The organism is Methyloversatilis discipulorum (assembly GCF_000527135.1).
Taxonomy (GTDB): domain Bacteria; phylum Pseudomonadota; class Gammaproteobacteria; order Burkholderiales; family Rhodocyclaceae; genus Methyloversatilis; species Methyloversatilis discipulorum.
Window position 1 is genome coordinate 3,197,714 of sequence record NZ_AZUP01000001.1, and the last position, 25,513, is coordinate 3,223,226.

General features: G+C 67.2%; 24 protein-coding genes. 12 read left to right on the forward strand and 12 right to left on the reverse strand.

The genetic code is table 11. From position 1 onward, the window contains the following. Positions 1 to 26 precede the first annotated feature (26 nt). The 6 genes from METFAM1_RS0114960 to METFAM1_RS0114985 all read right to left on the reverse strand — a co-directional run bounded on the left by METFAM1_RS0114960 (position 27) and on the right by METFAM1_RS0114985 (position 8,433). Complete coding sequence (locus METFAM1_RS0114960; RefSeq protein ID WP_019916190.1) at positions 27 to 1,901, reverse strand: MFS transporter; 1,875 nt, start codon at positions 1,899 to 1,901, stop codon at positions 27 to 29. Further along, entirely contained in the window at positions 1,898 to 3,475 is a 1,578-nt protein-coding gene (locus METFAM1_RS0114965; protein ID WP_019916191.1) for a hypothetical protein, read from the reverse strand. Before METFAM1_RS0114965 ends, METFAM1_RS0114960 begins: the two co-directional genes overlap by 4 nt. A 64-nt stretch (positions 3,476 to 3,539) precedes the next feature. Beyond that, entirely contained in the window at positions 3,540 to 4,784 is a 1,245-nt protein-coding gene (locus tag METFAM1_RS0114970; protein ID WP_019916192.1) for an amidohydrolase family protein, read from the reverse strand. Beyond that, entirely contained in the window at positions 4,781 to 6,922 is a 2,142-nt protein-coding gene (gene aas, locus METFAM1_RS0114975; protein WP_019916193.1) for a bifunctional acyl-ACP--phospholipid O-acyltransferase/long-chain-fatty-acid--ACP ligase, read from the reverse strand. The genes METFAM1_RS0114970 and aas overlap by 4 nt, the downstream gene beginning before the upstream one ends. Positions 6,923 to 6,937: 15 nt before the next feature. Next, positions 6,938 to 8,125, reverse strand: a complete 1,188-nt coding sequence (locus METFAM1_RS0114980) for an alanine racemase (RefSeq protein WP_019916194.1) — start codon at positions 8,123 to 8,125, stop codon at positions 6,938 to 6,940. Further along, positions 8,122 to 8,433, reverse strand: coding sequence for an ArsR/SmtB family transcription factor (locus METFAM1_RS0114985; RefSeq protein WP_019916195.1), 312 nt, complete (start codon positions 8,431 to 8,433; stop codon positions 8,122 to 8,124). The genes METFAM1_RS0114980 and METFAM1_RS0114985 overlap by 4 nt, the downstream gene beginning before the upstream one ends. Before the next feature lie 274 nt (positions 8,434 to 8,707). Between METFAM1_RS0114985 and METFAM1_RS0114990 the strand changes: the two genes are divergently transcribed. The 10 genes from METFAM1_RS0114990 to glpD all read left to right on the forward strand — a co-directional run bounded on the left by METFAM1_RS0114990 (position 8,708) and on the right by glpD (position 17,233). Beyond that, on the forward strand, positions 8,708 to 9,058 hold the full coding sequence (locus tag METFAM1_RS0114990) for an ATP synthase subunit I (RefSeq protein WP_019916197.1): 351 nt from the start codon (positions 8,708 to 8,710) through the stop codon (positions 9,056 to 9,058). A 1-nt stretch (position 9,059) separates the two neighbouring features. Next, the gene (atpB, locus tag METFAM1_RS0114995) at positions 9,060 to 9,950 is read left to right on the forward strand and encodes a F0F1 ATP synthase subunit A (protein WP_019916199.1); all 891 of its coding nucleotides are present in this window, start codon (positions 9,060 to 9,062) and stop codon (positions 9,948 to 9,950) included. Positions 9,951 to 10,009: 59 nt separating this feature from the next. Then, complete coding sequence (atpE, locus tag METFAM1_RS0115000; RefSeq protein WP_008063733.1) at positions 10,010 to 10,252, forward strand: F0F1 ATP synthase subunit C; 243 nt, start codon at positions 10,010 to 10,012, stop codon at positions 10,250 to 10,252. Positions 10,253 to 10,297: 45 nt separating this feature from the next. Next, positions 10,298 to 10,771, forward strand: coding sequence for a F0F1 ATP synthase subunit B (locus METFAM1_RS0115005; RefSeq protein WP_019916201.1), 474 nt, complete (start codon positions 10,298 to 10,300; stop codon positions 10,769 to 10,771). 4 nt (positions 10,772 to 10,775) lie between these two features. Further along, positions 10,776 to 11,312, forward strand: a complete 537-nt coding sequence (locus METFAM1_RS0115010; RefSeq protein WP_019916202.1) for a F0F1 ATP synthase subunit delta — start codon at positions 10,776 to 10,778, stop codon at positions 11,310 to 11,312. A 10-nt stretch (positions 11,313 to 11,322) separates the two neighbouring features. Continuing rightward, positions 11,323 to 12,861: a F0F1 ATP synthase subunit alpha gene (atpA, locus tag METFAM1_RS0115015; RefSeq protein ID WP_019916203.1), complete on the forward strand. Its 1,539-nt coding sequence runs from the start codon at positions 11,323 to 11,325 to the stop codon at positions 12,859 to 12,861. 21 nt (positions 12,862 to 12,882) lie between these two features. Further along, entirely contained in the window at positions 12,883 to 13,752 is an 870-nt protein-coding gene (gene atpG / locus METFAM1_RS0115020) for a F0F1 ATP synthase subunit gamma (protein ID WP_008063739.1), read from the forward strand. 34 nt (positions 13,753 to 13,786) lie between these two features. Further along, on the forward strand, positions 13,787 to 15,190 hold the full coding sequence (gene atpD / locus METFAM1_RS0115025; RefSeq protein ID WP_019916204.1) for a F0F1 ATP synthase subunit beta: 1,404 nt from the start codon (positions 13,787 to 13,789) through the stop codon (positions 15,188 to 15,190). Positions 15,191 to 15,258: 68 nt separating this feature from the next. Further along, positions 15,259 to 15,681, forward strand: coding sequence for a F0F1 ATP synthase subunit epsilon (locus METFAM1_RS0115030; protein WP_024300738.1), 423 nt, complete (start codon positions 15,259 to 15,261; stop codon positions 15,679 to 15,681). A gap of 79 nt (positions 15,682 to 15,760) precedes the next feature. Next, positions 15,761 to 17,233, forward strand: coding sequence for a glycerol-3-phosphate dehydrogenase (glpD, locus tag METFAM1_RS0115035; RefSeq protein ID WP_019916206.1), 1,473 nt, complete (start codon positions 15,761 to 15,763; stop codon positions 17,231 to 17,233). On the opposite strand, the gene METFAM1_RS0115040 is transcribed toward glpD, so the two are convergent. The 4 genes from METFAM1_RS0115040 to METFAM1_RS0115055 all read right to left on the reverse strand — a co-directional run bounded on the left by METFAM1_RS0115040 (position 17,218) and on the right by METFAM1_RS0115055 (position 20,001). After that, positions 17,218 to 17,802, reverse strand: coding sequence for a ubiquinone biosynthesis accessory factor UbiJ (locus tag METFAM1_RS0115040; protein ID WP_019916207.1), 585 nt, complete (start codon positions 17,800 to 17,802; stop codon positions 17,218 to 17,220). The genes glpD and METFAM1_RS0115040 overlap by 16 nt on opposite strands. A gap of 2 nt (positions 17,803 to 17,804) precedes the next feature. Then, entirely contained in the window at positions 17,805 to 18,701 is an 897-nt protein-coding gene (locus tag METFAM1_RS0115045) for a Tim44 domain-containing protein (RefSeq protein WP_019916208.1), read from the reverse strand. A 117-nt stretch (positions 18,702 to 18,818) separates the two neighbouring features. After that, positions 18,819 to 19,556, reverse strand: coding sequence for a bifunctional demethylmenaquinone methyltransferase/2-methoxy-6-polyprenyl-1,4-benzoquinol methylase UbiE (gene ubiE / locus METFAM1_RS0115050; protein ID WP_019916209.1), 738 nt, complete (start codon positions 19,554 to 19,556; stop codon positions 18,819 to 18,821). A 7-nt stretch (positions 19,557 to 19,563) separates the two neighbouring features. Then, positions 19,564 to 20,001 carry a gamma-butyrobetaine hydroxylase family protein gene (locus tag METFAM1_RS0115055; RefSeq protein WP_019916210.1) on the reverse strand — a complete coding sequence of 146 codons (438 nt, stop codon included), beginning with the start codon at positions 19,999 to 20,001 and terminating at the stop codon, positions 19,564 to 19,566. Between the two features lie 150 nt (positions 20,002 to 20,151). Between METFAM1_RS0115055 and phoB the strand changes: the two genes are divergently transcribed. Together phoB and phoR are read left to right on the forward strand one after the other, a co-directional pair. Beyond that, positions 20,152 to 20,841, forward strand: a complete 690-nt coding sequence (gene phoB / locus METFAM1_RS0115060) for a phosphate regulon transcriptional regulator PhoB (protein ID WP_019916212.1) — start codon at positions 20,152 to 20,154, stop codon at positions 20,839 to 20,841. Between the two features lie 57 nt (positions 20,842 to 20,898). Next, a complete protein-coding gene (phoR, locus tag METFAM1_RS0115065; protein WP_019916213.1) occupies positions 20,899 to 22,203 on the forward strand; it encodes a phosphate regulon sensor histidine kinase PhoR in 1,305 nt (434 codons plus the stop codon). A gap of 10 nt (positions 22,204 to 22,213) precedes the next feature. On the opposite strand, the gene METFAM1_RS0115070 is transcribed toward phoR, so the two are convergent. Together METFAM1_RS0115070 and METFAM1_RS0115075 are read right to left on the reverse strand one after the other, a co-directional pair. After that, positions 22,214 to 23,839 (reverse strand): cyclic-di-GMP receptor FimW-related protein, encoded by a 1,626-nt coding sequence (locus METFAM1_RS0115070; RefSeq protein ID WP_019916215.1) that lies wholly within the window; start codon positions 23,837 to 23,839, stop codon positions 22,214 to 22,216. Next, positions 23,836 to 25,383: a cyclic-di-GMP receptor FimW-related protein gene (locus METFAM1_RS0115075; RefSeq protein WP_019916217.1), complete on the reverse strand. Its 1,548-nt coding sequence runs from the start codon at positions 25,381 to 25,383 to the stop codon at positions 23,836 to 23,838. Before METFAM1_RS0115075 ends, METFAM1_RS0115070 begins: the two co-directional genes overlap by 4 nt. Positions 25,384 to 25,513 lie beyond the last annotated feature (130 nt).

The following is a 25,513-nucleotide window of genomic DNA, read 5'->3' on the forward strand; positions in this document are numbered from 1 at the left end:
GCGCGCTCCGTCGTGGCCGGGGGCGTTCATCGGCGGTCGCCGCGCAGGCCGGCGACGATGGCCTGCAGTGCGTCCGGTGTCGCCGCCTCCGGCGTCACTGCCGGCGCACCGACCAGTTCGATGCGGTTGAACAGCCCGCGACGCAGCGGCTTCGTCATCGCCGGACCATCCTTGCGCGAGAAGAAGCTGCCCCACAGGCCGCGCAGCGCCAGCGGCACCACCGGTACCGGCGTGCGCGCGACGATGCGCGTGATGCCGGGCTTGAAGGGGTGGATGTCGCCGGTGTCGGTGATCTGTCCTTCCGGAAAGATGCCGACCAGTTCGCCCGCCTTCAGCGCGGCAGCGATGTCGTCGTAGGCGCGCTCCAGCAGCTTCGGATCCTCTTTGGCCGATGCGATCGGGATGCAGCGATTGGTGCGGAACACGAAGCGCAGCACCGGCAGACGGAAGATGGCGTGGTGCATGACGAAGCGTATCGGCCGCGGGCAGGCGGCGGTGATCACCAGCGCGTCGACGAAGCTCACGTGGTTGCACACGATGACCGCCGGGCCGTCGGCCGGAATGTTGTCCAGACCTTTCGTGTCGAGCCGGTACACCGTGTGCACCAGCAACCACACGATGAAGCGCATCAGGAACTCCGGCACCAGCGTGTAGATGAACACCGCCACCGCGGCGTTGAACAGCGCGGCCACCAGGAAAAGTTGCGGAATGTTCAGCCCGGCCTCGAACAGCAGCAGGCTCACGCCGGCGGAGGCGACCATGAAGCCCGCGTTCAGGATGTTGTTGGCGGCGATCACGCGTGCCGCGTGGCTTCTTTCGCAGCGGGTCTGGATCAGCGCGTACAGCGGCACGATGTAGAGGCCACCGGCGGCGCCGAGCAGCGCGATGTCGATCAGCATGCGCCAGTGCGCCGCGTGCTGCAGGAAGGCGCTCACACTGCCGTCGCCCGGCAGCGGTGCGGACGGCGTGGCGAAGAACAGATCGACGCCGAACAGCGTGAGGCCGATGGCGCCGAAGGGCACCAGACCGATCTCGATGCGGCCGCCCGACAGCTTTTCGCACAGCAGCGAGCCGGTGCCGACGCCGACCGAGAACACCGCCAGCAGCAGGATGAACACGTTCTCGCCGCCGCCCAGCACGTCGGACGCATAGACCGGGAACTGCGCCAGCAGCGTGGCGCCGTAGAACCAGAACCACGATATGCCGAGCAGCGACAGCCAGACCGTGCGGTTGCCGACCGCGAAGCGCAGGTTGTCGCGGGTCGAGCGGGCGGGATTCCAGTCGATGCGCATGGCCGGCTCCGGTGCCGGCGAGCGCGGAATGCCGCGGCTGGTCCACCAGCCGGCGAGCGCCAGCAGCAGCACGGCGGCCGACAGGCCCCAGGCGTCGGTCACGCCGACCAGCCATGCGCCGAGTATCTGGCCGAGCAGGATGGCGACGAAGGTGGCCGATTCGACCAGGCCGTTGCCGCCGACCAGTTCGCCGTCGTGCAGGTGCTGCGGCAGGTAGGCGTACTTGACCGGTCCGAACAGCGTCGATTGCGTGCCCATCAGGAAGAGGGCCAGCACCAGCGCCGGCAGGCTGGCGGCGACGAAGCCGATGGCGCCCAGGCCCATCACCGCGATCTCGATCACCTTGGACAGCCGCGCCAGCATCGCGCGGTCGTACTTGTCGGCGATCTGGCCGCAGGTGGCGGAGAACAGGAAGAAGGGCAGGATGAATACGCCGGGCAGCACGGTGGCCAGCAGCGCCGGCGATACGTCGGTGATGCTGCCGGCGCGGAAGGTGAGCAGCGTGATCAGCGCGGTCTTGAACACGTTGTCGTTCAGCGCGCCCAGCAGCTGGGTCAGGAAGAAGGGGCGGAAGCGCGTTTCCTTCAGCAGGTGGAATTGCGAGCTCATGACGTCCTCCCCAGCAGCCGGTACGCGACGAAGGCGATCACCGCGGCGGCGCCGACCAGCCACACGATGAGCGCGCGACGCGACGCCGGCAGCGGCTCCCTCGGTGCCTGCGGGTCGCGCAGTTCGTCGGGGAAGGGGCGCGGCGGTGCAGGGCGCACCACCCACTGGCTGCGGTCGGCCGGCACGCGCGCCATGTATTCCTCGTAGCTGGCGACCGGCGCACTGCCGAAGGCGCGCGAGGACGGGATCTGCGGCACGCGCACGAACAGGAGGGACTCGACGTCGTCGGCCAGCAGGCGTTCCAGCCCCTGGTCCATCACCTTGCCCTGGGTCAGCCGGCCGAGCAGGTCGCTGCCGGCGACGTTGAAGGCGACGAAGGGAAACAGGCCGCTGCGCTCCGCCATCATGTAGTCGAAGGCCTGCAGGCCGCTGTTCACGCTCATGTCCTTGATCGCCATGTAGGGCAGGCCGAGCCAGGCCTTCGCCTTCGAGGTCGGGCCCAGCGTCGGGATGCTCCAGCCGAGTGAGCGCAGCGTGTCCAGGCTGATGCCGGCGCAGTTCGCGCTGGCGTGGCGGTAGCTGAAATCGTGCCGGTAGAAGTGGTTGAACACGCGTGCGATGCCCTGGTCGTACAGTCGCGCCGCGCGGTCCTCGCGCAGCACCGCGACCAGCATGTAGGACGGGCGGTACCAGCTCTGACCGCCGTTGAGGTCGGTCAGGTAGGCGTCCATCGTCAGCATCGAGGCGACGATGCCCTTTTCGCTGTGCGCGTCGAGGTTGTAGAAGTTGGCGACCAGCCAGTCGCTCCATTCGCCGCGCGCGCCCATCAGGCCGGTGGCGATCGCGAAGTGGCCGCCGTGCGCCTCGTCATCGTCGCCCTGCGCACCATTGAGCATGATGGCCAGAACCGGCTTGCCGGCGGCCGTGCGCGCAGCGCCCGGCGTGCGCTCCCACAGCAGTCGCGTCGACGCCGGCGTGCGTGCGCCACCGTCGTCGGCGCGTACCAGTGTGGCCAGCGTTTCGCCGTCCTGCAGCGGCGACGGCGTCAGTGCAGCGAGGTCGATGTCGAAGGACGACGGCCAGACCGTGCGCGCGGTGAAGCTGTCGCTGGACTGCGCGCCGCGCAGCGCGAGTCGCTGGCCCTGCAGCCAGGCGGTGCTGTCGGCATTGAACCAGGACACATTGGACGGCAACTGCGGCACCAGCGTGAAGCTGGCGCGCGTGCCGTCGGCGAAGCTGAGCGTGCGGCCGTCGGCGTCGAGCCGGGCGTCGTGCGCGATCAGCGGCGAGCCGAGCCAGATCAGCGCAGGCTTCTGCGCGTCCGGTTGCCATTCGTTTGCGTAGGCCCACTGCCGCACGTCGTCCTGCGCCGGCAGTGTGGCGACGAAGCCCGCGGCGTCGGCCAGCGGCACGGCGACGGTGTCGTCGGTGAAGTACCACAGCGCCTGCGCTGGCGCCGGGCAATCGTTACAGCGTCCGGTCGTGAGACGGAAGTCGCTGCCGGCGTACAGGCCGACGCGGCTGTCGGCCAGCGCGTCGCGCGGTGCAGCGTGCGTGGGAAGGGCACTCGTCATGAGTGCCAGTGTAAGGAGGGCGGCGGGAATGCGCATGCGTTGTGGAGTCGGTCGGGACAGTGGATCAGATGGTGGGGAAGGCGCGCGCTGCTTCGAACACGCTGTTCGCGAAGCGATGGCGGCCGTCGCGCAGCAGGCGCTTGAGCATGAAGTCGAACAGCAGCGGATTGTGGTCGCGCACCTGTTCGAGCACCGGTGCCGTGGTCGCATCGAGCAGGCCGTCGCGCGCCAGCGAGGCGGGCGACATCAGCGGCAGGATGCCCGGCAGCGGATAGTCGGAACCGTAGAGCAGGCGGTCGTGCCAGTCCTCGCGGCGCAGCAGCGCGCGGACGACCTCGACCTCGCGATTGCGCAGCGTGATCGCCGAAATGTCGCCGTAGAGACGACCGGTGCGGCGCTCGCCCATCAGTCGCGCGAACAGGTCGAAGCTGCTGCGCATCGGTCCGTTCCGCCCGGCGTCGAGATCGACGTCGCGACCCATCGTTGCGCAGTGGGCGACGATGACGGTGACGCCATGCTCGAGTGCGCGGCGCAGCCGCAGCGGATTGCCCAGCTCCTGCCCGCCCGCGCCATGCACGGCCTTCTCCTCGCCGGCGTGGCTGATCAGCGGCAGGCCGAGTCGGGCGGCCGCGCCGTAGAAGCGGTCGCAGCGTTTCGAGGACGGGTCGATGCCCATCGCCGGCGGCAGCCACTTGATCGCGCGGGCGCCGTCGCGTGCCGCCGCTTCGAGCGCGTCGACCGCGTCTTCGCGGTAGGGATGGACCGAGCACACCCATTCGAAATGGTCCGGGTTGCCGCGGGCGACGTCACGCGCGTAGGCGTCCGGCACATGGAAGGCGGTGTGCTCGGGCAGGTGGCGTCCGGCTTCGTCGTAAGCACGCTCGAAGGCGAACAGCATCAGCTTGAAGCCGGCCGGCAGCGCTTCGACCAGGTTGTGCAGGCGGTCGACGTAACTGGCATCGACGCGGCCCGGGTCTTCGTGCGCACAGCCGGCGTTCAGATAGAACAGGCGCTGCACGTATTCGGCCGGATGCAGCGGGCTCAGCATGCGCGGCGTCATTTCGATGCCGCGAACGGAATCGCCGGTGCCGGCAAGGTGCACGTGGACGTCGCGCAGCAGCGTCGGGTCCAGCCCGTCGAAGGTCTGCGCGATCAGTTCGTGACCGGCCAGTTCAGGCGGCAGCGCGGCGAGGCAGGGGTTCATCAGCTGGCTGCGCGCGACCGTGCTCAGTGCCCAGCCGCCGGCCGCGGCACCGCCGAGCACGAGGCCGGTCTTCAGCAGGCGACGACGACGGGCATCCATGGTCATGCGGACTCCGCCATCCGCTTCAGCGTCACGTAGTCGGTCTTGCCGGTGCCGAGCAGCGGCAGCGCATCGACGACGACGATCTTGCGCGGCACGGCGATTTCCGGCGCGCCGCGCTCGCGGGCGGCTGCCTGCAGCGCGTCGCGGCCGAGCGCAGCGTCGGTGGTGAACAGCACGATGGTTTCGCCGCGCGCCGGGTCGGGTTGGGTCGAGGCTGCGTGCTGCGCTACCGGGCTGGCGGCGGTGGCCAGTTTCTCGACCGTTTCCAGCGAGATCATTTCGCCGGCCACCTTGGCGAAGCGCTTGACGCGGCCGACGATGCGCACGAAGCCGTCGTCGTCGAATTCGATCACGTCGCCGGTGTCGTACCAGCCTTCGCCCGCTTCCGACGACGGCGCCTGCAGCACGCCCGGCCTGTCCCACTTCAGATAGCCGCTCATCAGGTTGGGGCCGCTCACATGCAGCACGCCGCCGCGGTCGATGCCGGCCACCGGCATCAGCTTCGCGTGCAGGCCCGGCAGCAGTTGGCCGACGGTACCGCTGCGATAGGCCATCGGCGTATTCACCGCCAGCACCGGCGCGGTTTCGGTGGCGCCGTAGCCTTCGAAGATGCGCAGGCCGAACTTCTCGAACCACGCGCTGCGCACCGATTCCGACAGCTTTTCGGCGCCGGCGATGACGTAGCGCAGTCGGTAGAAGTCGTAAGGGTGGGCGAACTTCGCGTAGTTGCCGAGGAAGGTGCTGGTGCCGAGCAGCACGGTGCAGTTGCGGTCGTACGCCAGTTCCGGAATGACGCGGTAGTGCAGCGGCGACGGATAGAGGAATACGTTGGCGCCGGTCAGCACCGGCAGCAGGCCGCCGGCGGTCAGGCCGAAGGAATGGAACAGCGGCAGCGCGTTCAGGATCTTGTCGTCGACAGAGAAGTCGATCACCGCGCGGATCTGCGCGATGTTGGCGAGCAGCGCGCGGTGCGACAGCACGACGCCCTTGGGCTTGCCTTCCGAGCCCGAGGTGAACAGCACCACCGCAGGCGCCTCCGGCGACACGGTTTCGGCCGCCAGCCGCGGTGCCCGCAGCGCCCACAGCACGAGCCACAGCTTGTCCGCCAGCGTGACGCGTTCGCGCAGGTCTTCCAGGTAGTGCAGTTCGACACCCTGCAGCGCGGCCAGCTTGTCGCCGAGTTTGGCCTGGTCGACGAAGGCGCGTGAGGTGACGATGACGCGCAGTTCGGCGGCGGTGCAGGCGGCCTGCATGCCGTCGACGCCGGCGGTGTAATTGAGCATGGCTGGCACCCGGCGGTGCGCGTTCAGGCCGAACACCAGACCCAGCGTAGGTGCGAGATTGGGCAGCAGCACGCCGACGCGCTCGTCCGGCCGCGTGATGCGGGCGACGATGCGACCGAGCGCCAGCGCCATCTTCAGCAGGTCGCCATACGAATACTCGATCTGCTTCATGTCCTCGACCAGGCGACGGTTGCGACCGTGGATCTCGGCGGCGTCGCACAGCGCGCCGAACAGCGTCTGCTGCGGGCGTGAGGCGAAGATCATTTCCTGCATCAGCCGGCGCATCGCTTCACCGGCGCGGCGACGGCGTTCCTTCGCGCTGCCCGCTTCCGGCATGACGATCTTCGTGGTCGGCAGCACGGTGATCGCGATGCGGGGGAACAGCGACTTCGGGTAGCGCCCGGATACGCGCGAGAAATAGCTGCGCGAGGCGCCGTCCAGCCGTACCGGCAACACGGTGGCACCGGTCTTCGCGGCGACGAAGGCGGGGCCGTCGTACACCTTCATCAGGCTGCCGGTGGTGGTGATGCGCCCCTCCGGAAAGATGACGACCGGCCGTCCCGATTCGAGCAGGCGGATCACCTTTTTCATCGCCATCGGGCTGGTCGGATCGACCGCGAGGTAGTCCACCATGCACAGCAGGAGCCTGAAGAAGGGGTTGCGAGCGACCCCGGTATGCACCACGAACACCGGATCGATGGGCAGGAAGAGGCCGAGCAGCAGGCCGTCGAGAAAAGACTCGTGATTGGCGACCACCAGCAGGCGCTCGTGCTGCCCGGGCAGCGACGCCGGCGGGTTGATGCGGAACAGCAGTCGGCAGACGAAGGTGAGCAGGGGACGGACAAGGCTACGCAGCATGGACGCTCCGCGAGGTCAGAAAAGGAGTTCGGCCGGATGCGGATGGCCGAGGAAGTCGAGCGGACTGGCGCTGGCGCCGTAGGCGCCGGAGCAATGCACGACCAGCAGATCGCCGGCTTGCGCGCGCGGCAGGTCGATGTCGCGCGCCAGCACGTCGAAGGGCGCGCACAGCGGGCCGGCGATGCTCACCCGCTCGACCGCGTCGGTCGGCGTCTGCGGATGCAGCGTCATCGGGAAGTTCGCCGGCTGCAGCCGGTCCGGTTGCAGCGTCGCGTGCAGGTGCTGGTGCGCGCCGCCATCGACGATGAGCCAGGTACGACCACGCACCGTCTTGCGTTCGATCACGCTGCAGACGTAGATGCCGGCCTCGGCCACCAGGTAGCGGCCCGGTTCGAGTGCGAGCCGGGCCTGCGGATGACGCGCCCGCAGCGCCTCGTCCAGCGCGTGCAGATGGGCCGCCACCGGCGCGAAGTCGAGTGGCCGTTCGTCGTCGGCGATGGCAACGCCGAAGCCGCCGCCCAGATTCAGCCAGGGCAGTGCGATGTCGGCCGCGTCGGCGATCTGCATGGCTTCGGCGAAGCAGCGGGCGTGCAGCGCGACGATCTCGGCCGCGTCCAGCATGCGTGAGGCACAGTAGTAATGCAGGCCGCCGAACTCGAGGCCGTGTCCGCGCACGGCCGCGATGGCGCGACCCAGTTGCGCGCTGTCGATACCGAAGAAGCTGTCGCCACTCATGCGCACGCGCGAGCCGGCGATCGCGAAGTCCGGATTGGCGCGCAGCGCGACGCGTGCCTGGCGTCCCTGCTGCCTGGCGATGCGCGCGATGCGCTCGATTTCGCCGACCGATTCGGCGCAGATGCGCACGCCGGCTTCGATCGCGGCCGCCAGTTCGGTGTCACGCTTGCCCGGACCGGTGAAGCCGATGTGCGCCGCGGAAAAGCCGGCGTCGAGCGCGCGCGCCAGTTCTCCACCCGAACTGACGTCGGCGCCGTCGAGCCGAGCGCTGATGCACTGCAACAGCGCCGGCAGGGGGTTGGCCTTCACCGCGTAGCACAGCTGCAACCTGGCGGGCAGCGCGGCGCGCAAGGCGTCGATCCGGGCGTCTACGGCAGCGCGGTCGATTGCATAGAAGGGGGTGCGACCGGCGCGCTGCGCCAGCGCCGACAGTTCGTCTGCCGCGAGTCGGGGAGCGGGCCTGCTCACCGGTGCGCGTCCAGGTAGTCGATGACGGTCTGCAGCCGCTGTATCAGCGTGTCGGCCTGCAGCCGGAAGTGGATTTCGCGGCCATGGCGCGTTCGTTCCAGCACGCCGGCCTCGCACAGCAGTTTCAGGTGATGCGACACGGTGGGCCGGCTCAGTGAGGAGGCGCGGGTCAATTCGGTCACGTTGAGGCTTTCTCCCGGCTCGAAGGTGAGCAGGATGCGCTGCCGCTCCGGGTCGCCGAGCGCGGCGAACAGACGGGAGTAGTCCTGCCAGTCGGCAGGAATGGTCTGGGCGTAGTCGTTTCTCATGTCGAAAAATATCGACTATTTTTGAGTCGAGGTCAAGCGTCGTCCGCGAGCGGAACGTGCGAAATGTTTTCTTTTCGCCCGATCCGATGCACACGCACTGTTCCGGGGCAAAATCCGGGAACTTCTTGACGGCGGCTGTAAGCGTATGTATCGTCAAGGGCTTTGCGCGCGAAGCTGTGCCGGTTCAGCTCGTCGCAGTGCGAACACTTGTGTCTTATAGAAGATTCGAGGTTCGCGGACTTTGGGTGGTACGGATGCGTGGAAGGCCTGCTGCATGTTGAAAGCGATCATGCTGCAGCTTTCGCTGGTGCTCGTGGTGACGGGCATCGCGCTGTTCGTCGGGGGCTGGATGGCTGGACTGTCCGCTCTGCTCGGTGGCCTGAGTTATGCGGTGCCGAGTCTCCTGTTCGCGATACGTCTCGGTCGTCTGGCGCGCCCTGGGGCGCAGGCCGCGGTGTCGTACCCGCTTGAATTCTTCCTCGGCGAGGCGATCAAGGTCGTCTCGACGATTGGGCTGCTGTTGCTGTGCCACTACCTCGTGCCCGGATTGTCGTGGGGCTGGTTCTTGGGAGGTCTGGGCGCGGCGCTGCAGGCAGGTTTTTTTGCTTTCTTGTTCAAACACTGACATGGCATCTGGAACCGAACTGGCGACTGAAGTGGCCCACGGCCCGACCCCCGGCGAATACATCGCCCACCATCTGACTTTCCTGAACAACACCGGCGAGAAGCAGGTCGAGTTGATCAACTGGAATCTGGTCAACCTCGATACCGTCTTCTATTCGGTGCTGCTTGGCGTCCTCGCGCTGTTCGTGCTTTACCGCGCTGCGGCGAAGTCGACGTCCGGCGTGCCGGGTCGCTTCCAGGCCGCAGTCGAGATTCTGGTCGAAATGGTCGCCGATCAGGCCAAGGGTCTGATCCACAGCGAAGAGTCGCGCCGTACCGTGGCACCGCTCGCCCTCATCGTCTTCGTCTGGATCTTCCTGATGAACGCGATGGACTTCCTGCCGCTGGATCTGCTGCCGCGCATCTGGGAAGGCATCTACGCCTCCGCCGGTCATGACCCGCACCATGCCTACATGCGTGTCGTGCCGACCGCCGACATCAACGCGACCATGGGCATGTCGATCGCCGTGCTGCTGGTGTGTCTGTACTACAACGTCAAGATCAAGGGCGCCGGCGGCTGGGCGCACGAACTGATCTCGGCGCCGTTCGGCGACAAGCTCATCCTGGCGCCGTTCAACTTCGCGATGAACGTCATCGAATTCCTTGCCAAGACCGTGTCGCACGGCATGCGTCTGTTCGGCAACATGTTTGCCGGCGAACTCATCTTCATGCTGATCGCGCTGATGGGTGCCGCCTGGACGGGTGCCAACGCGCCGAGCTTCCTGCTCGCGTTCGGCCACATCGTCGCGGGTTTCGCATGGGCGGTGTTCCACATCCTCGTGGTCGCGCTCCAGGCATTCATCTTCATGATGCTGACGCTGGTGTACATCGGTCAGGCACACGAAGGTCACTGAGTTTGCAGTTGCAGTCCGGTTTGTTGTTTTCGTTTTTCTTTTAAATCTAAGGAGCTGTTATGGAACAAGTGTTCGGTCTCGTCGCCCTCGCCTGCGGTCTGATCATCGGTCTGGGTGCAATTGGTGCTTGTATCGGTATCGCGCTGATGGGCGGTAAGTACCTCGAAGCCTCGGCTCGCCAGCCGGAGCTGATGAACGCGCTGCAGGTCAAGATGTTCCTGCTGGCCGGCCTGATCGACGCCGCCTTCATTATCGGTACCGGTATCGCCCTCTGGTTCGCCACTTCGACCTTCCTGAAGTAAGAACGGCATCCGCCCCAACACCGATTTATTGAAGGGAAAGTTGCCGTGAATCTGAACGCAACGCTCATCATCCAGATCGTCGTGTTCCTGACCTTTGTGTGGTTCACGAAGAGCTTCGTGTGGCCGCCGATCGTCAAGGCTCTCGACGAACGCGCGAAGAAGATCGCTGACGGGCTGGCGGCTGCGGACAAGGCAAAGGCGGATCTGGCCAACGCGGAGAAGAAGTCGATCGAGGAACTGCGCGCAGCGCGCGAGTCCGCGGCCGAGCTCCGTTCGGGTGCAGAGAAGCAGGCGGCCAAGCTGGTCGAGGATGCGCGCGCGGAAGCGAATCGCATCGTCGCGGCGGCCCGCGAAGCAGCGACCACCGAAGCTGCGGCTGCAGCGCAGAAGGCGAAAGATGCCCTGCGCGACCAGGTCGCCACGCTGGCGGTCGCGGGTGCAGAACGCATCCTGCGTCGCGAGATCAACGCCCAAGTCCACGCCGATCTGCTCACCAACCTGAAGCAGGAACTGAGCTGACACCATGGCAGAGAACGTCACCATCGCGCGACCCTACGCCGAAGCCGCGTTCCAGCTGGCCAAGGAAGGCAACTCGCTGGCAGCCTGGGCTGACGCCCTCGGTCTGATGGCCGCCGCTGCCGCCGAGCCGCAGGTCAAGAAGCTGCTGGCCGATCCGACCCGCACCTCGACCGACCGTGGTTTCCTCTTCCTCACCGCAGTGCCCGGCGAACTTGCCGAGGCGCATCGCAGCTTCGCACGCGTGCTGGCGCAGAACGGCCGTCTGGCCGTGCTGCCCGAAATCGCGGAGCTCTTCACCGAGCTGAAGAACGAGCACGAGCGCTGCGCCGTCGCCCATATCAGTTCCGCCTTCCCGATGGACGACGCCACCGTGTCGCGCCTGCTGGCCGACCTCGAGCCGCGTTTCGGCCGTCGCCTGGAAGCCCGGGTCACGCTCGATCCCGAACTGATCGGCGGTGTGAAGGTTGCGGTCGGTGACGAAGTGATCGATGCCTCGGTCCGCGGCAAGCTTGCCGCCATGGCCACTGCGCTACAGAACTAGGAGTTTTTTGATGAACCTCAATCCGTCTGAAATCAGCGACCTGATCAAGAGCCGGATCCAGAACCTGCAGCTGTCGTCGCAGGCGCGCACCGAGGGCACCGTGGTTTCGGTGACCGACGGCATCGTGCGCGTGCACGGCCTGGACGATGTCCAGCAGGGCGAAATGCTGGAATTCGAAGGCAACACGTTCGGTCTGGCGCTGAACCTCGAGCGCGACTCCGTCGGCGCCGTGGTTCTGGGTGACTACGAACACATTTCCGAAGGCCAGACCGTTAAGTGCACGGGCCGCATTCTCGAAGTGCCGGTCGGCCCCGAGCTGATCGGTCGCGTCGTGAACTCGCTCGGCCAGCCGATCGACGGCAAGGGCCCGATCAACGCCAAGCTGACCGACAAGGTTGAAAAGGTCGCTCCGGGCGTGATCGCACGTCAGTCGGTTTCGCAGCCGGTGCAGACCGGCCTGAAGTCGATCGACTCGATGGTGCCGGTCGGCCGGGGCCAGCGCGAGCTGATCATCGGTGACCGTCAGACCGGCAAGACCGCGGTCGCCGTCGACGCCATCATCAACCAGAAGGGTCAGAACATGACCTGCATCTACGTTGCGGTGGGCCAGAAGGCCTCGACCATCGCCAACGTGGTGCGCAAGCTGGAAGAGTACGGCGCGATGGAATACACCATCGTCGTCGCCGCCACCGCCTCCGACTCGGCCGCCATGCAGTTCCTGGCACCGTACGCCGGTTGCACGATGGGCGAATACTTCCGGGACCGCGGCGAAGACGCGCTGATCGTCTATGACGATCTGTCGAAGCAGGCCGTTGCCTACCGTCAGATTTCGCTGCTGCTGCGCCGTCCGCCGGGCCGCGAAGCCTACCCGGGCGACGTGTTCTACCTGCACAGCCGTCTGCTCGAGCGCGCCGCTCGCGTGAACCCCGACTACGTCGAGAAGTTCACCAACGGTGAAGTCAAGGGCAAGACCGGTTCGCTGACCGCGCTCCCGATCATCGAAACGCAGGCCGGCGACGTGTCCGCCTTCGTTCCGACCAACGTGATCTCGATTACCGACGGCCAGATCTTCCTGGAAACCGACCTGTTCAACGCAGGTATCCGCCCGGCTATCAACGCCGGTGTGTCGGTGTCCCGCGTCGGTGGTGCGGCTCAGACCAAGATCATCAAGAAGCTGGGCGGCGGTGTCCGTCTGGCACTGGCCCAGTACCGTGAGCTGGCTGCGTTCGCGCAGTTCGCCTCCGACCTGGACGAAGCGACCCGCAAGCAGCTCGAGCGTGGCCGCCGCGTGACCGAACTGATGAAGCAGCCGCAGTACTCGCCGCTGTCGGTCGCCCAGATGGGTGTTTCGCTGTACGCCGCCAACAACGGCTACTTCGACGACGTCGAAGTGTCCCGCGTGCTCGCTTTTGAATCGGCCCTGCACCAGTTCCTGCAGCAGAAGTATTCCGATCTGATGAACAAGATCGAGTCCTCCAAGGACCTCGACGGTGAATCGGAAAAGACGCTTGCTGCCGCGGTGGCCGAGTTCAAGAAGAGCTGGGCGTAAGCGCGCGGACAGGAGATAACCATGGCCAGCGGAAAAGAGATCCGTTCCAAGATCAAGAGCGTGCAAAACACGAAGAAGATCACCAAGGCGATGGAGATGGTGGCTGCATCCAAGATGCGCAAGGCGCAGGACAGGATGCGGGCCGCCCGGCCCTACGCCGACACGATCCGCCGTCTTGCTGCCAACCTGTCTGCCGCCACGATCAGCGACTACAAGCACCCGTTCCTCGCCACCGTCGGTCAGATCAAGCGCGTCGGCATCATCGTCGTCACCACGGACAAAGGTCTGTGCGGCGGCATGAACACCAACGTGCTGCGTCTGGCGCTGAACACGATGAAGGAGTGGGAAGGCAAGGGCGCCACCGAAATCCGCGTTGCCGCCATCGGCAACAAGGGTCTGGGCTTCATGCAGCGCATGGGCGCCAAGGTGGTGTCGCAGGTGACGCAGCTGGGCGATACGCCGCATCTGGAAAAGCTGATCGGACCGGTCAAGGTCATGATCGACGCTTTCCAGGCCGGCGAGCTCGACGCGGTCTATCTGTCCTTCACCCGCTTCATCAACACGATGAAGCAGGAGCCGGTGCTTGAGCAACTGCTGCCGCTCACGGGCGATCGTCTGGGCACGCCGGAAGGCACCTGGGATTACCTGTACGAGCCGGACCCGCAGGTGGTGATCGACGAGCTGCTCGTTCGTTACGTTGAAGCGCTGGTGTATCAGTCGGTCGCCGAAAACATGGCGTCCGAACAGAGCGCACGTATGGTGGCGATGAAGGCCGCGTCTGACAACGCAGGCAATGTCATCGGCGAACTGCAGCTGGTCTACAACAAGACCCGCCAGGCGGCGATTACCAAGGAACTGTCCGAGATCGTCGGCGGCGCCGCGGCAGTCTGATCGCGCAAACGAATTTTTGTATTGGGGATAGACGATGAATACCGGAAACATCGTTCAGTGTATCGGCGCCGTGGTGGATATCCAGTTCCCGCGCGACTCGATGCCGAAAGTGTTTGAAGCGCTGCAGCTCGACGAGGCCGATGGTTCGCACACGGCCGAAGCGGGTCTGACGTTCGAAGTCCAGCAGCAGCTGGGCGACGGCGTGGTGCGTACGATTGCGCTGGGTTCCAGCGACGGTCTGCGCCGCGGCATGAAGGTGAAGGGTACCGGCGCAGCGATCAGCGTGCCGGTCGGCACCGCCACGCTGGGTCGCATCATGGACGTGCTTGGCCGTCCGATCGACGAAGCGGGCGACATCGCCACCGAAGAACGTCGTGCCATTCACCAGAAGGCACCGAAGTTCGACGAACTGAGCCCGTCGGTTGACCTGCTGCCCACCGGCATCAAGGTGATCGACCTGATCTGCCCGTTCGCCAAGGGCGGCAAGATCGGTCTGTTCGGCGGCGCCGGTGTGGGCAAGACCGTGAACATGATGGAACTCATCAACAACATCGCGAAGAGCTACGGTGGTTACTCCGTGTTCGCCGGTGTGGGTGAGCGCACCCGTGAGGGCAACGACTTCTACCACGAGATGGAAGAGTCGAAGGTTCTCGACAAGGTGGCGATGGTGTTCGGCCAGATGAACGAGCCGCCGGGCAACCGTCTGCGCGTGGCGCTGACCGGCCTGACCATGGCCGAGAAGTTCCGCGACGAAGGCCGCGACATCCTGTTCTTCGTGGACAACATTTACCGCTACACGCTGGCCGGTACCGAAGTGTCCGCGCTGCTGGGCCGCATGCCGTCCGCCGTGGGCTACCAGCCGACGCTGGCCGACGAAATGGGCCGCCTGCAGGAACGCATCACCTCGACCAAGGTCGGCTCGATCACGTCGATCCAGGCTGTGTATGTGCCTGCGGATGACTTGACCGACCCGTCGCCCGCCACGACCTTCCAGCACTTGGATGCAACCGTCGTGCTGTCGCGTGACATCGCTTCGCTGGGCATCTACCCGGCGGTCGATCCGCTCGACTCGACCTCGCGTCAGCTGGATCCGCTGATCGTCGGCGAAGAGCACTACGCGGTCGCCCGCAAGGTGCAATCGACGCTGCAGCGCTACAAGGAACTGCGCGACATCATCGCGATTCTGGGCATGGACGAACTGTCGCCGGAAGACAAGCTGGCCGTGGCTCGCGCCCGCAAGATCCAGCGTTTCCTGTCGCAGCCGTTCAACGTGGCTGAAGTCTTCACCGGCTCGCCGGGCAAGATCGTTCCGCTGGCGGACACGATCAAGGGCTTCAACATGATCGTCAATGGCGAATGTGACCACCTGCCGGAACAGGCCTTCTACATGGTCGGCGGCATCGAGGAAGCGTTCGAAAAGGCGAAGACGCTGCAGTGACGCGGCAAGCGTGAGCCGTGACGGACTCCGGTCCGGCGCGGCTCGCGGGCAGCATTCACGGAGTAATCATGGCTATGACCGTACATGTCGACGTTGTCAGCGCGGAAGAGAAGATCTTCTCCGGGCTCGCAGAATTCGTCGCGCTGCCGGGCGAGAGCGGCGAGCTGGGCATCCTGCCTGGCCACACGCCGCTGATCACCCGCATCCGCCCGGGCGAGGTCCGCATCAAGCTGCCGAATCAGGCGGCCGATGAGCTGATCTTCGTGGCCGGCGGCCTGCTGGAAGTGCAACCGGGTCTGGTGACCGTGCTGGCGGATACCGCCATCCGCGGTACCGACCTGGACGAAGCGAAGGCGAACGAAGCCAAGCGTCTGGCCGAAGAAGCACTGGCCAACCGTCAGGCAGGTGTCGACTACGCTGCAGCACAGGCGGAACTGGCTTCGGCCATCGCCCAGCTGGCGGCAATCCAGAAGCTGCGCAAGCGTCACTGAGCGCAGTTTCGAGCAGGTCCGGAAAGGCACGCCTCGGCGTGCCTTTTTGTTTTTGGCGCGCCCGGCGCAGAATCCGCCCATGAACCGGGAATCCTGCGACCTGCTCATCGTCGGGGCCGGCATCAACGGTGCCGGCATCGCCCGCGACGCCGCACTGCGCGGTCTGGACGTCATCGTCTGTGAGCGCGGCGACATCGCCGGCGCCACCTCGTCAGCCTCCACCAAGCTTATCCATGGCGGGCTGCGCTACCTCGAACAGGGCGCCTTCGGCCTGGTCAGGGAATCCCTGCATGAGCGCGAGACACTGGGCCGCATCGCGGCCCACCTTGTGCGTCCGCAGCGCTTCGTCGTGCCGCACACGGGTGAACGGCCGGCCTGGATGCTCGCTGCCGGACTGTTGCTGTATGACCTGCTGGCCGGGCGCAGCACACTGCCGCGATCGCGGCGTCTGCGCGCCGACTGTCCCCTGCTGCAGCAGATGCAGCCGCCAGTGAGCGCGGCGCACGCCTATTACGACCTGTGGGTGGACGATGCGCGGCTGACGCTATGCACCCTGCTCGACGCGCAGGCGCACGGCGCACGCGTGCTGCCGCAGAGCGCGCTGAGCGCGGTGGCTGCCGAAGGTGCGCACTGGCGCTGCGCGGTGGGCAATCGAACGGTGCTCGCGCGCTGCGTCGTCAATGTCGCCGGGCCATGGATGAACGCGGTCGAGGCCCTGCGCGGTGCGGCGGCGGCACCGGTGCGTCTGGTGCAGGGCACACACCTCGTCGTGCCGCGCCTGCACGCCGGCGACGACGCCTGGCTGCTGCAGCAGCCGGACCGCCGCGTCGTGTTCGTCATTCCGTTCGCCGACGATTTCCATCTCGTGGGCACCACCGAAACCGATCTGCCTTCGCCCGAGAGGCTGGGCGCCACGGCGGCGGAGCGTCGCTACCTGCTCGACGCCCTGCGGCGTGCCTTTCGGCGCGCGCCGGTCGAGAACGATATTCACTGGGAGTTCAGCGGTATGCGACCGCTGATCGACGGCGGCGGCAGCGCGCGCACGGCCAGCCGCGAGTACCGGATGACGATGGACGGCGAGCGCGGCGGCCGCGGCTGGATGTCGATACAGGGCGGCAAGCTCACCACGCATCGAAGCCTCGCCGAACGGGCGGTCGACAGGCTGGCCTCATTCCTCGGATCGAATGCACGCAGCGTGACCGCAGATCGTCTGCTGCCGGGCGCCGAGGCCGCCGGCCCGACACAGCGTTCCGAACTCGTGCGCAGGCTGGCGCAGCGCCATCCCGCACTGCCGTCAGGATGGATCGCTGCGCTGGTCGGGCGCCACGGCAGCACGACGTCGCGGCTGCTCGAACAGGTGGCGCGAACAGGCGGACCCGGACGCGATTTCGGGGGCGGGCTGTACGAGGCGGAAGCGCGCTGGTGCGCACAGTACGAATGGGCACACAACGCCGACGACGTGCTGTGGCGCCGTACGAAATGCGGGGTCGGGATGAGTGCTGCGCAGCGCGACACCTTCGCGCGCTGGTGGGGGGATCAGCGTATCGGCTGAGCCTTGCGTTCGAGCAGTTCGATGCGCTTCTGCAGGCGCGCCAGATCGTCGCGCAATGTATCCACCTCGTCGGCAAAGGCCGTCATTGAGGCCGGACGCACCAGCAGTTGCGCCTCGTCAGCCGCGTATTCGCTGGCCGACGCGGCGAGCCGCGCGCCGAGGTCGCGTCCGCCGGCCCATGCCGCACGTGCACCGCCCACCACACGTTCGGCGGCCGCGTCACCGATAAGCCGGCTCAGGTCTTCCGCAGCGTCCCAGCGCAGGCCGCGCAGCACCTGGCCGAGGGTCTCGGCCAGCGCCGCATCGCCTTCGATGCGCGCATCGCGCAGCACCGCGTCGCCTTCATGTGCCAGCCGCAGCGCGGCATCCGCCGGCAGCCGCAGCGTGACCGCCAAGGGCTCATCGGAGGCCGCGCCCAGCCGGCCGTCTTCGCCAACCTTGAAGGCGACGCCGAGCGCGCCCAGTTCCAGCCGTGCCTGCGCGCCCGCATGCCGGGCCAGCCGGGCGTGAGCGCCCGGCGCCTGATCAAGCAGGTGGTTCAGTAGCGGGAGCGCGGCCGTCGAGAGCATGATTACTGCAGTTGCTGGATACCGGCGATCACCCAGCCGCGGTTGCCGGAAACCGGCTTGGCCAGATGCCACACCTCGTCGAACGGCGCCGGCGCGGCAGTGACCTCTTCGCGCAGCAGGCCGCTGAAGCGGACGCTGGCGATGTACTGGTCGTTCTCGGTGACCAGATCGAGCAGCGCTGCGTCGAGCTGAACGATGTCGATGTGCTGGGTTTCGCCGCCGCGTTCCTGCAGCTGCATGCGGATTTCCGCGAACACCTCGGGCGAGGTGAACTGGCGGATGTCCTCGACGTCACCCTTGTCGTTCGCTGCCTGCAGGCGCACGAAATTCAGCTTGGCCTGACGCAGGAAACCGTCGACGTCGAAATCCGACGGGATGTTGCCGGCGCTCGCCGCTGCCGCAGCAGGTGCCGCCGAGGCGGCGAGCGGGGCCGCTGCTTCGAAGCGCTGCGGGGCCGTACCCGGGCCGGCGGTCGCGCCGGCGTACTGCATGCCCTGCTGCTGCTGCGGCGCGCTGCGGCGTGCGGCGAACATGCGCCAGACGAAGAGCGCGGCCATGACCAGCAGCGCGATCATCATGAAGGACGCCATTTCCTCGCCGAAGCCGAGGTGGGACGCCAGTGCGGCCAGACCGATGCCGGCGGCCAGACCGGCCAGCGGGCCCATCCACGAGCGCTTGGCCGGCTGTGCGGCAGCGGACGCTGCAGGCTGCGCCTGGCGCTGGGCGGTGGTGGCGTTCTGGGTCGGCGCGGTCGGCGTGGCATCGCGCTGCATCGTGGTCGAATCACGCTGCGAACCGAAGGACTTGCCGCCGCCCATGCGTTTGGCGGCTTCGGCGTCATGCATGGCACCGCCGAGGCCGACGACGGCCACGCACAGCGCGCACAGGAAATTCTTCATCTATATGTCTCCATCAAAGGTGGGGCGAAAACGCGAGAGCGAAAATTCGACGAGAGCGAAACTTAGCACACGAATTGACCGCGATATGCGCGGATCGTTCGCCTCTCCACCTGGATTTCAGAGCTTGAAGCCGCGATGCAGCGCCACCACGCCGGCGCTCATGTTGAAGTACTCGACGCGGCCCAGGCCGACCTCGCGCATCATGCCGGCCAGCGTTTCCTGGTCGGGGTGCATGCGGATCGATTCGGCGAGGTAGCGGTAGCTCGCCTCGTCGTTGGCGACGCGCTTGCCCAGCCAGGGCAGCACCTTGAACGAATACAGGTCGTAGGCCTTTTCGAGCGGCTTGGCGACGCGCGAGAATTCGAGCACCAGCGCGCGGCCGCCCGGCTTCAGCACGCGGCGGAACTCGGCCAGCGCGCGGTCCTTGTGCGTCATGTTGCGCAGGCCGAAGGCGACAGTGACGCAGTCGAAATGGTTGTCTGGAAAAGGCAGCTTCTCGGCGTCGCACAGCAGGCTGGGCAGCACGAAGCCGGCGTCGCGCAGGCGGTCGCGGCCTTCGCGCAACATGTCCGGATTGATGTCGGTGTGCCACACCTCGCCACTGGCGCCGGCGCGCTTCGCGTGGGCGAGCGTCAGATCGCCGGTGCCGGCGGCGACGTCGAGTACGCGCTGGCCCGGGCGCACGCCAGCCATTTCGATCGCGAACGCCTTCCAGGCACGGTGCAGGCCGGCCGACATCAGGTCGTTCATGATGTCGTAACGGCGCGCAACCGACGAGAACACGCTCGCCACACGGCGGGCCTTGGCCGCTTCGGGTACGCGCTCGAAGCCGAAATCGGTGGAGTTGTCGCTCATCGCAGGCTCAATGGTGGTGACCGCAACCGCCGCTGCCGCAGCCGCCCTTGGCGGCCGGCGGCGGCACCAGGGCCGGATCGCGGCTGGCGCCCGCGGCGTTCAGGCGGGCGAGGTAGTCGGCCCACAGCGCTTCCTGGTTCTCGCCCAGCAGATAGAGGTAGTCCCACGAGTAGATGCCGCTGTCGTGGCCGTCGGAAAACACCGGCTTGATCGCGTAGGCGCCAACCGGTTCGACGCGCGTGATGTCGATGTCGCGCTTGCCGATCTGCAGCGTTTCCTGTCCCGGCCCGTGGCCGCGCACTTCGGCCGACGGCGAGCATACGCGCAGGAACTCGAAACTGAAGCTGAAGCTGCGGCCGTTGTCGAAGCTGACTTCCATCACTTTCGACTTCTGCTGCACCTTGATCTCGGTGGGGATGGGGGTGTCCTTGTCCAGTCCTGCCATGATGTGCCGTGTCCGCTGCGAAGAGTCCGGAATGATACCCCGCGCCCGTCAGGATGGCCCTGTGGACAGACCGGAGGCGCTGTCACTAAACCGTCACCATACTGAAATAGACTGCGTCGCGTTCCCGTCATCCCACGCTCGCATACCGTCATGGCCCGCATACTCGTCGTCGAGGACGAACCGTCCATCCAGGAACTGATCAGCGTCACGCTCACCCGCACCGGCCACGATCCGCTGCGCGCGCCGGACGCCGAAACCGCGCTGCGCCTGCTGCAGGCCGAACTGCCCGATCTGGTGCTGCTCGACTGGATGCTGCCCGGCCAGAGCGGTATCGATCTGGCGCGCCGGCTGCGCGCCGACGAACGCACGCGTGGCGTGCCCATCATCATGCTGACGGCGCGCGGCGACGAACAGTCCAAGGTGACCGGTCTGGAAACCGGCGCCGACGACTACGTCACCAAGCCCTTCTCGCCGCGCGAACTGGCGGCCCGCATCAAGGCCGTGCTGCGCCGGCAGAAGCCGCAGGCGACCGAAGACCCGGTCGAGATCGACGGTCTGCGTCTCGATCCGGCCACCCACCGCGTCACCGCGCGCGGCCAGGCGGTGGTGCTGGGTCCGACCGAGTTCCGCCTGCTGCACTTCTTCATGACCCACGCCGAGCGCGTGCATTCGCGCGCCCAACTGCTCGACAGCGTGTGGGGCGACCATGTGTTCGTCGAGGAGCGCACGGTGGATGTGCACATCCGCCGCCTGCGCGGCGCGCTGGAAGCGAGCGGACACGACGCGCTGATCCAGACCGTGCGCGGCAGCGGCTATCGCCTGTCCTGCCAGAAGGAGTGAGCCGTTTTGCGCGTGAGCGCCCATAATCCGGCGCCGTGAACACCCGCTGCGTACTCCATGCGTGAATTCTGGTTCCGCGCCGCCCTGCGCGTCGCGCTCATCCTCGTCTGCGTGCTGATCGGCCTGGCGGCCGACGCGCTGGTGCCGGCGCTGACGCTGGCCTGCGCGCTGCTGCTCGCCGGCAGCCTGCGCGACCAGTACGAGATCGGCCGTTTCGACCGCTGGCTCAATTCGACCAGCGACGCCGAACTGCCGGACGGTGCCGGCCAGTGGGAATTCCTGTTCGCCAAGCTGGCGCGGCGCGAGCGCAACGCCCGCCAGCAGCGCGAGGACCTGCGCAGCCGGCTGGAGCGCATGCGCGAAGCCAGCCGCGCGATGCCCGACGGCACGCTCATCATGTCGCGCGACGAACTGATCGAGTGGCTGAATCCGATGGCCGAGGAACACCTCGGGCTCGACGGCCGGCGCGACATCGCGATGCCCATCCTCAACCTGGTGCGCCAGCCCGAGTTCGCCGAATACCTGCAGTCCGGCGACTACGGCGAGCCGCTGTCGATGCCCTCACCGCGTCAGCCCGGCCGCACGCTGCAACTGCGGGTGGTGGCTTTCGGCGACGACCAGAAGCTGCTGCTGACGCGCGACATCACCCAGCTCGAAAAGCTCGAAACGATGCGGCGCGACTTCGTCGCCAACGTGTCGCACGAAATGAAGACGCCGCTGACGGTGATCCACGGTTTCCTCGAAACGCTGGAAGATGCGCTGCCCGAACTGCCGCAGGAGCAGGCGCTGTCCTTCATCCGCATGGCGCAGCAGCAGTCGGTGCGCCTGCAGCGCCTGGTCGATGACCTGCTGACGCTGTCGGCGCTGGAGACCGACACGCCGACACCGGAAGAGCCGGTGGACATGCGCAACCTGCTGGACATCGTGCTGGTCGAGACGCGGGCCCTGTCGTCCGGCCGGCACACGGTGACGCTGGACGTCGACGGTGCGCCCGGTGCGCTGCTCGGCTGCGCCCGCGACCTGCGCAGCGCGCTCGGCAACCTCGCCAGCAACGCGGTGCGCTACACGCCGGACGGCGGCAGCGTGAAGCTCGCCTGGCGCGTGGTCGATGGCTGCGGCGAGTATTCGGTGACCGACAACGGCATCGGCATCGACGCCCAGCACATTCCGCGACTGACCGAACGCTTCTACCGCGTCGACCGCGGCCGCTCGCGCGAGACCGGCGGTACCGGTCTCGGCCTGGCCATCGTCAAGCACGTGCTCGAACGGCATCAGGCGACGCTGCAGATCGACAGCCAGCCCGGTCAGGGCAGCCGCTTCACCGTCCGCTTTCCCGCCCGCCGCACGCTGCCCGCACTCTGAGCGGCGTCGCTCAGACGCCGTTTGCCGGTGCGTCCTCGCTGAAGGCGGCGCGTTCGTAATTGACGCCGAAGGCGATCAGCCGGGTCAGGCGCACAGCGCGCAGCGTGCCATTCAGATAGATCTCCAGCCTGCGATCGGCCTGGAACCAGCCCCGCGGCAGCACCAGCGAGGCTTCTTCGCCCATCACCTGCACCGCCGGCAGCAGGAAGGCGCGGCTGAAGCGCTCGGCCGGCATGCCTTCGTCGGCCAGCGGCCGCACCGACAGCGCACGCGGCGTGCCCGGCAGCACGTGCAGGCCGGTCAGCAGGTGGCCATCGTGCTCGTACATGAGCCAGGACACGCGCGCCAGACGCCAGTGTTCCGAATCCGCCCCGAACACCGCCAGCATCTGCGAATACTCGATCGCGCCGGTTTCGCGCGGGGCGCGCAGGCGATAACCCATCACGCTGTGATCGAGCACCGCCCAGTGCTGGGTCGGGTACTGCGCGCGCGCGCTGGCCTGACGCACAGCCAGTCCGGCGCCGTCGGTCGCCCGTTCGCCGAAAGTGGCGATGTCGACGAAGTCGCTGTGACTGTAGATGCGTGCCGGCGGCGGCTGCACGAATTCTTCGCCGGCGATCAGGTAGTGCATCGCCTCCTGGCTGATCGCGATGTCGATCTCGCCGTCGCCGTTGCGGCGCTGGAAGCGGCGCGGGTTGGCCGCGTGGCACCAGGGCTTGTACAGCTGCAGCAGCAGGCGTCCGGCCGAAACCGGGTGGCAGTCGGCGCCCAGGCCCAGTGTTTCCGGCGACAGGCCCTGCTTCAGGCCGGCCACCACGCGCTCGATTTCGCTGGCCAGCCGGGCCGAACCGAGCCGGCGCAGATTGGGCGTGCGGGCGAACACTTCGAGCGGCTTGGCGCCGCTATCGAGATTCAGATCGACGGCATAGGTGCGGGCGTCGGTGCCGCCGAACACCGGCATGATTTCGGTCAGGCCGGCGTACTGGTCGGCCCAGCGGCACACCCACTCGAATTCGCGCGGGCTGCGGCCGTAGGGGTTGGCCAGATCGACCAAGAGCACGCTGCAGTAGGATTCGGCCGCGCTCTGCGGGTAGCCGCCTTCCTTCAGGCTGTCGGCCACCGGCTGGGTGGCGAAGCCCCATTCCTCGGCCGTGCTGTAGTAGCCGTGCAGCTCCAGCCAGAGGCCGCGCGGCAGCGTGCGCCGGGCGCGGAAATACTCGATCACCGCGCGGCTCGCGTACAGCACGCAGCGCTGGCACACCAGCGCCAGCTGGGCGTCGGTGAGCGGGTGCAGGTCGGCCTTCTCGGCCGCCTGCGCGTACGCCTGCGCCATGGCCATCCACAGCGCGACCACCTGACGCAGCACGCCGTCCTCGGTGCTGCCCGGCGCGACCGGCCGGCTGCTGTAGCGCTTGCCCAGGCTTTCCTGCAGGAAGTGCAGCGGCGCGCGCATCGCCTCCAGCACGTCGAGGTAATCTGCGCTGCGCGGCGGCGTCTGCCGTAGCCCGTAGAGCATGCGCGTCAGCGTGTCACGCACGCGCGGAACGTTGGTCAGCGGCAGCTCGGCGATCAGCGCGCGGCACTGCTGCGCGTCGCGGTAGTTCAGCATGCCGGGCGTGGGGGCAGGCGCGTTCATGCCGCCGGCTCGATGCGGGCGAGGTCGAAGTCGGCCCCGCGTTCGATGGATTCGACCAGCCGCACCCGTCGCTTGCCGTCGTCGGCGGTGAGCAGGATGTCGCGTGCCTTGCGGTACCAGCCGCTGGGCAGCGCGACGCATTCCGGCTGACCGATGCGCGGCACTTCCGGCATCAGCACGCCGCGCGCCTCGTGTTCGCCGCTGCCGTCCGGCGCACGCGCGAGATCGACCAGACGCGGCGCGCCCGCCAGCATGCTGATGCCCATCTGCAACTCACCTTCGACCGCCATGATCCAGCACACGTGGGCGAGCATGAAATGCGGGCTGTTGTCGGGTCGCACCGCCAGCAACATGCCGTTGCCGATGCGCGCGCCGTCCGTGCTGGCGCGGCGGCCAAGGCGCAGGCCGGTCGGGCTGTCGTCGAGGATGCGCCAGTCTTCGACCAGATAGCCGGCTGCCAGCGTTTCCGGACGGTTGCCGGCATCGCCGACGTCGCCCTCGGCGCCGCCGAGAAACTGCTGCACCGCGCCCATGCCGATCACTACCGACGCGTTCTGCTGCAGCGGCCGGCGCGCTTCGGCGCGGGTTAGGCCGCCGCGGCAGCAGTGCGCGTGCAGGTGACGCAGCAGGCGGTCCGCCTGGGCCGGGCTCAGTTCGTCGCCCAGACGCAGTGCCAGCGGGGTTTCGCCCTGCGCGAGAAGCGCCATGCGTTTGCGCACGCTGTGCGAGAACTCGTCCAGCACCAGCCAGCGCAGGCGGCTGTCCGGCTGTGGTGTGCGGGCGACCGGCTCGTCGGTGCTCAGGTCCAGCATCAAGGGGGGCAGCGCGCTGTGCGGCACCGGCGTATCGAACAGCGCCACCTTGCCAGCCCATTTGCCGAGCCAGCGGTGCAGCACGCGCAGCTGGCGGTGGGTCAGACCGAAAGGGCTGGAGGTGTGCAGCAGCACGCACAGCACGTAGGCGGCACGCACGCTGGTCGGACGTTCGTCATGGATCGCGTCGTCACGGAACTTGCGCTCCGCCGCGCCGAGCCGGGCGGCGGCGTCATAGCAGGCGTGTACGCGTCGCCAGTAGCCGGGCGGCGGCAGATGCGCGGTGCGCAGCGCGTCGAGCTGCATCAGTGCCAGCGCACTCAGCGCGCGATGGGCGATCAGGCCGGCCTGGCCGACCACTGCGCCGTCGCCGTCGAGTGCCGCAGACAGGGAATGCAGATAGGCCGTGACCAGGGTATCCCACATGCCCTGATTGGCATCGAAGGCCGCACGTTCGCCGGCGGACAGCGGCAGCGGACGGCCGACGAAACGGTTGGCGGTGGCGGCCTGCACCGCCAGCACCGTGTCGCGCAGCTCTTCGGCGATGCGCAGACGCTCGCCGGCGCCGATGCCGCAGCGATTCAGCAGATTGAGCTGGCCGAGCAGACGCGCCTGGGTGGCGAGCGGCTGCGTGTTGTCGATGTCCTGCAGCCAGTCGCGTGCAGCCCGCGCGTCGGAGAACTCCGGCAGGTGCGTGCTGTGGCTGATGGCGGGCAGAGCGAAGGCGTGCATGAAAGCGGGGGGCGATGTAAGCCAATGTAACCAATTCTATGTGTACGCCGCAGTTTGCGCGCGGCAGGCCGGCACGGCGGACATTCTTTTTGACAGCAAATTTCAGCCGGCGCTGTCTCCGATGTGCTCA

Excerpts from the sequence above, each read along its gene's own strand:
- atpE (WP_008063733.1), top strand. The coding sequence starts at position 10,010 with ATGGAACAAGTGTTCGGTCTCGTCGCCCTCGCCTGCGGTCTGATCATC.
- ubiE (WP_019916209.1), bottom strand. The coding sequence starts at position 19,556 with ATGAGCGACAACTCCACCGATTTCGGCTTCGAGCGCGTACCCGAAGCG.
- METFAM1_RS0115055 (WP_019916210.1), bottom strand. The coding sequence starts at position 20,001 with ATGGCAGGACTGGACAAGGACACCCCCATCCCCACCGAGATCAAGGTG.
- phoB (WP_019916212.1), top strand. The coding sequence starts at position 20,152 with ATGGCCCGCATACTCGTCGTCGAGGACGAACCGTCCATCCAGGAACTG.
- METFAM1_RS0115010 (WP_019916202.1), top strand. The coding sequence starts at position 10,776 with ATGGCAGAGAACGTCACCATCGCGCGACCCTACGCCGAAGCCGCGTTC.
- METFAM1_RS0115070 (WP_019916215.1), bottom strand. The coding sequence starts at position 23,839 with ATGAACGCGCCTGCCCCCACGCCCGGCATGCTGAACTACCGCGACGCG.
- METFAM1_RS0115045 (WP_019916208.1), bottom strand. The coding sequence starts at position 18,701 with ATGAAGAATTTCCTGTGCGCGCTGTGCGTGGCCGTCGTCGGCCTCGGC.
- atpD (WP_019916204.1), top strand. The coding sequence starts at position 13,787 with ATGAATACCGGAAACATCGTTCAGTGTATCGGCGCCGTGGTGGATATC.
- METFAM1_RS0115040 (WP_019916207.1), bottom strand. The coding sequence starts at position 17,802 with ATGCTCTCGACGGCCGCGCTCCCGCTACTGAACCACCTGCTTGATCAG.
- METFAM1_RS0114965 (WP_019916191.1), bottom strand. The coding sequence starts at position 3,475 with ATGACGAGTGCCCTTCCCACGCACGCTGCACCGCGCGACGCGCTGGCC.
- METFAM1_RS0114985 (WP_019916195.1), bottom strand. The coding sequence starts at position 8,433 with ATGAGAAACGACTACGCCCAGACCATTCCTGCCGACTGGCAGGACTAC.
- aas (WP_019916193.1), bottom strand. The coding sequence starts at position 6,922 with ATGCTGCGTAGCCTTGTCCGTCCCCTGCTCACCTTCGTCTGCCGACTG.
- atpG (WP_008063739.1), top strand. The coding sequence starts at position 12,883 with ATGGCCAGCGGAAAAGAGATCCGTTCCAAGATCAAGAGCGTGCAAAAC.
- phoR (WP_019916213.1), top strand. The coding sequence starts at position 20,899 with ATGCGTGAATTCTGGTTCCGCGCCGCCCTGCGCGTCGCGCTCATCCTC.
- METFAM1_RS0114990 (WP_019916197.1), top strand. The coding sequence starts at position 8,708 with ATGTTGAAAGCGATCATGCTGCAGCTTTCGCTGGTGCTCGTGGTGACG.
- atpA (WP_019916203.1), top strand. The coding sequence starts at position 11,323 with ATGAACCTCAATCCGTCTGAAATCAGCGACCTGATCAAGAGCCGGATC.
- METFAM1_RS0114960 (WP_019916190.1), bottom strand. The coding sequence starts at position 1,901 with ATGAGCTCGCAATTCCACCTGCTGAAGGAAACGCGCTTCCGCCCCTTC.
- glpD (WP_019916206.1), top strand. The coding sequence starts at position 15,761 with ATGAACCGGGAATCCTGCGACCTGCTCATCGTCGGGGCCGGCATCAAC.
- atpB (WP_019916199.1), top strand. The coding sequence starts at position 9,060 with ATGGCATCTGGAACCGAACTGGCGACTGAAGTGGCCCACGGCCCGACC.
- METFAM1_RS0115075 (WP_019916217.1), bottom strand. The coding sequence starts at position 25,383 with ATGCACGCCTTCGCTCTGCCCGCCATCAGCCACAGCACGCACCTGCCG.
- METFAM1_RS0114970 (WP_019916192.1), bottom strand. The coding sequence starts at position 4,784 with ATGACCATGGATGCCCGTCGTCGTCGCCTGCTGAAGACCGGCCTCGTG.
- METFAM1_RS0115030 (WP_024300738.1), top strand. The coding sequence starts at position 15,259 with ATGGCTATGACCGTACATGTCGACGTTGTCAGCGCGGAAGAGAAGATC.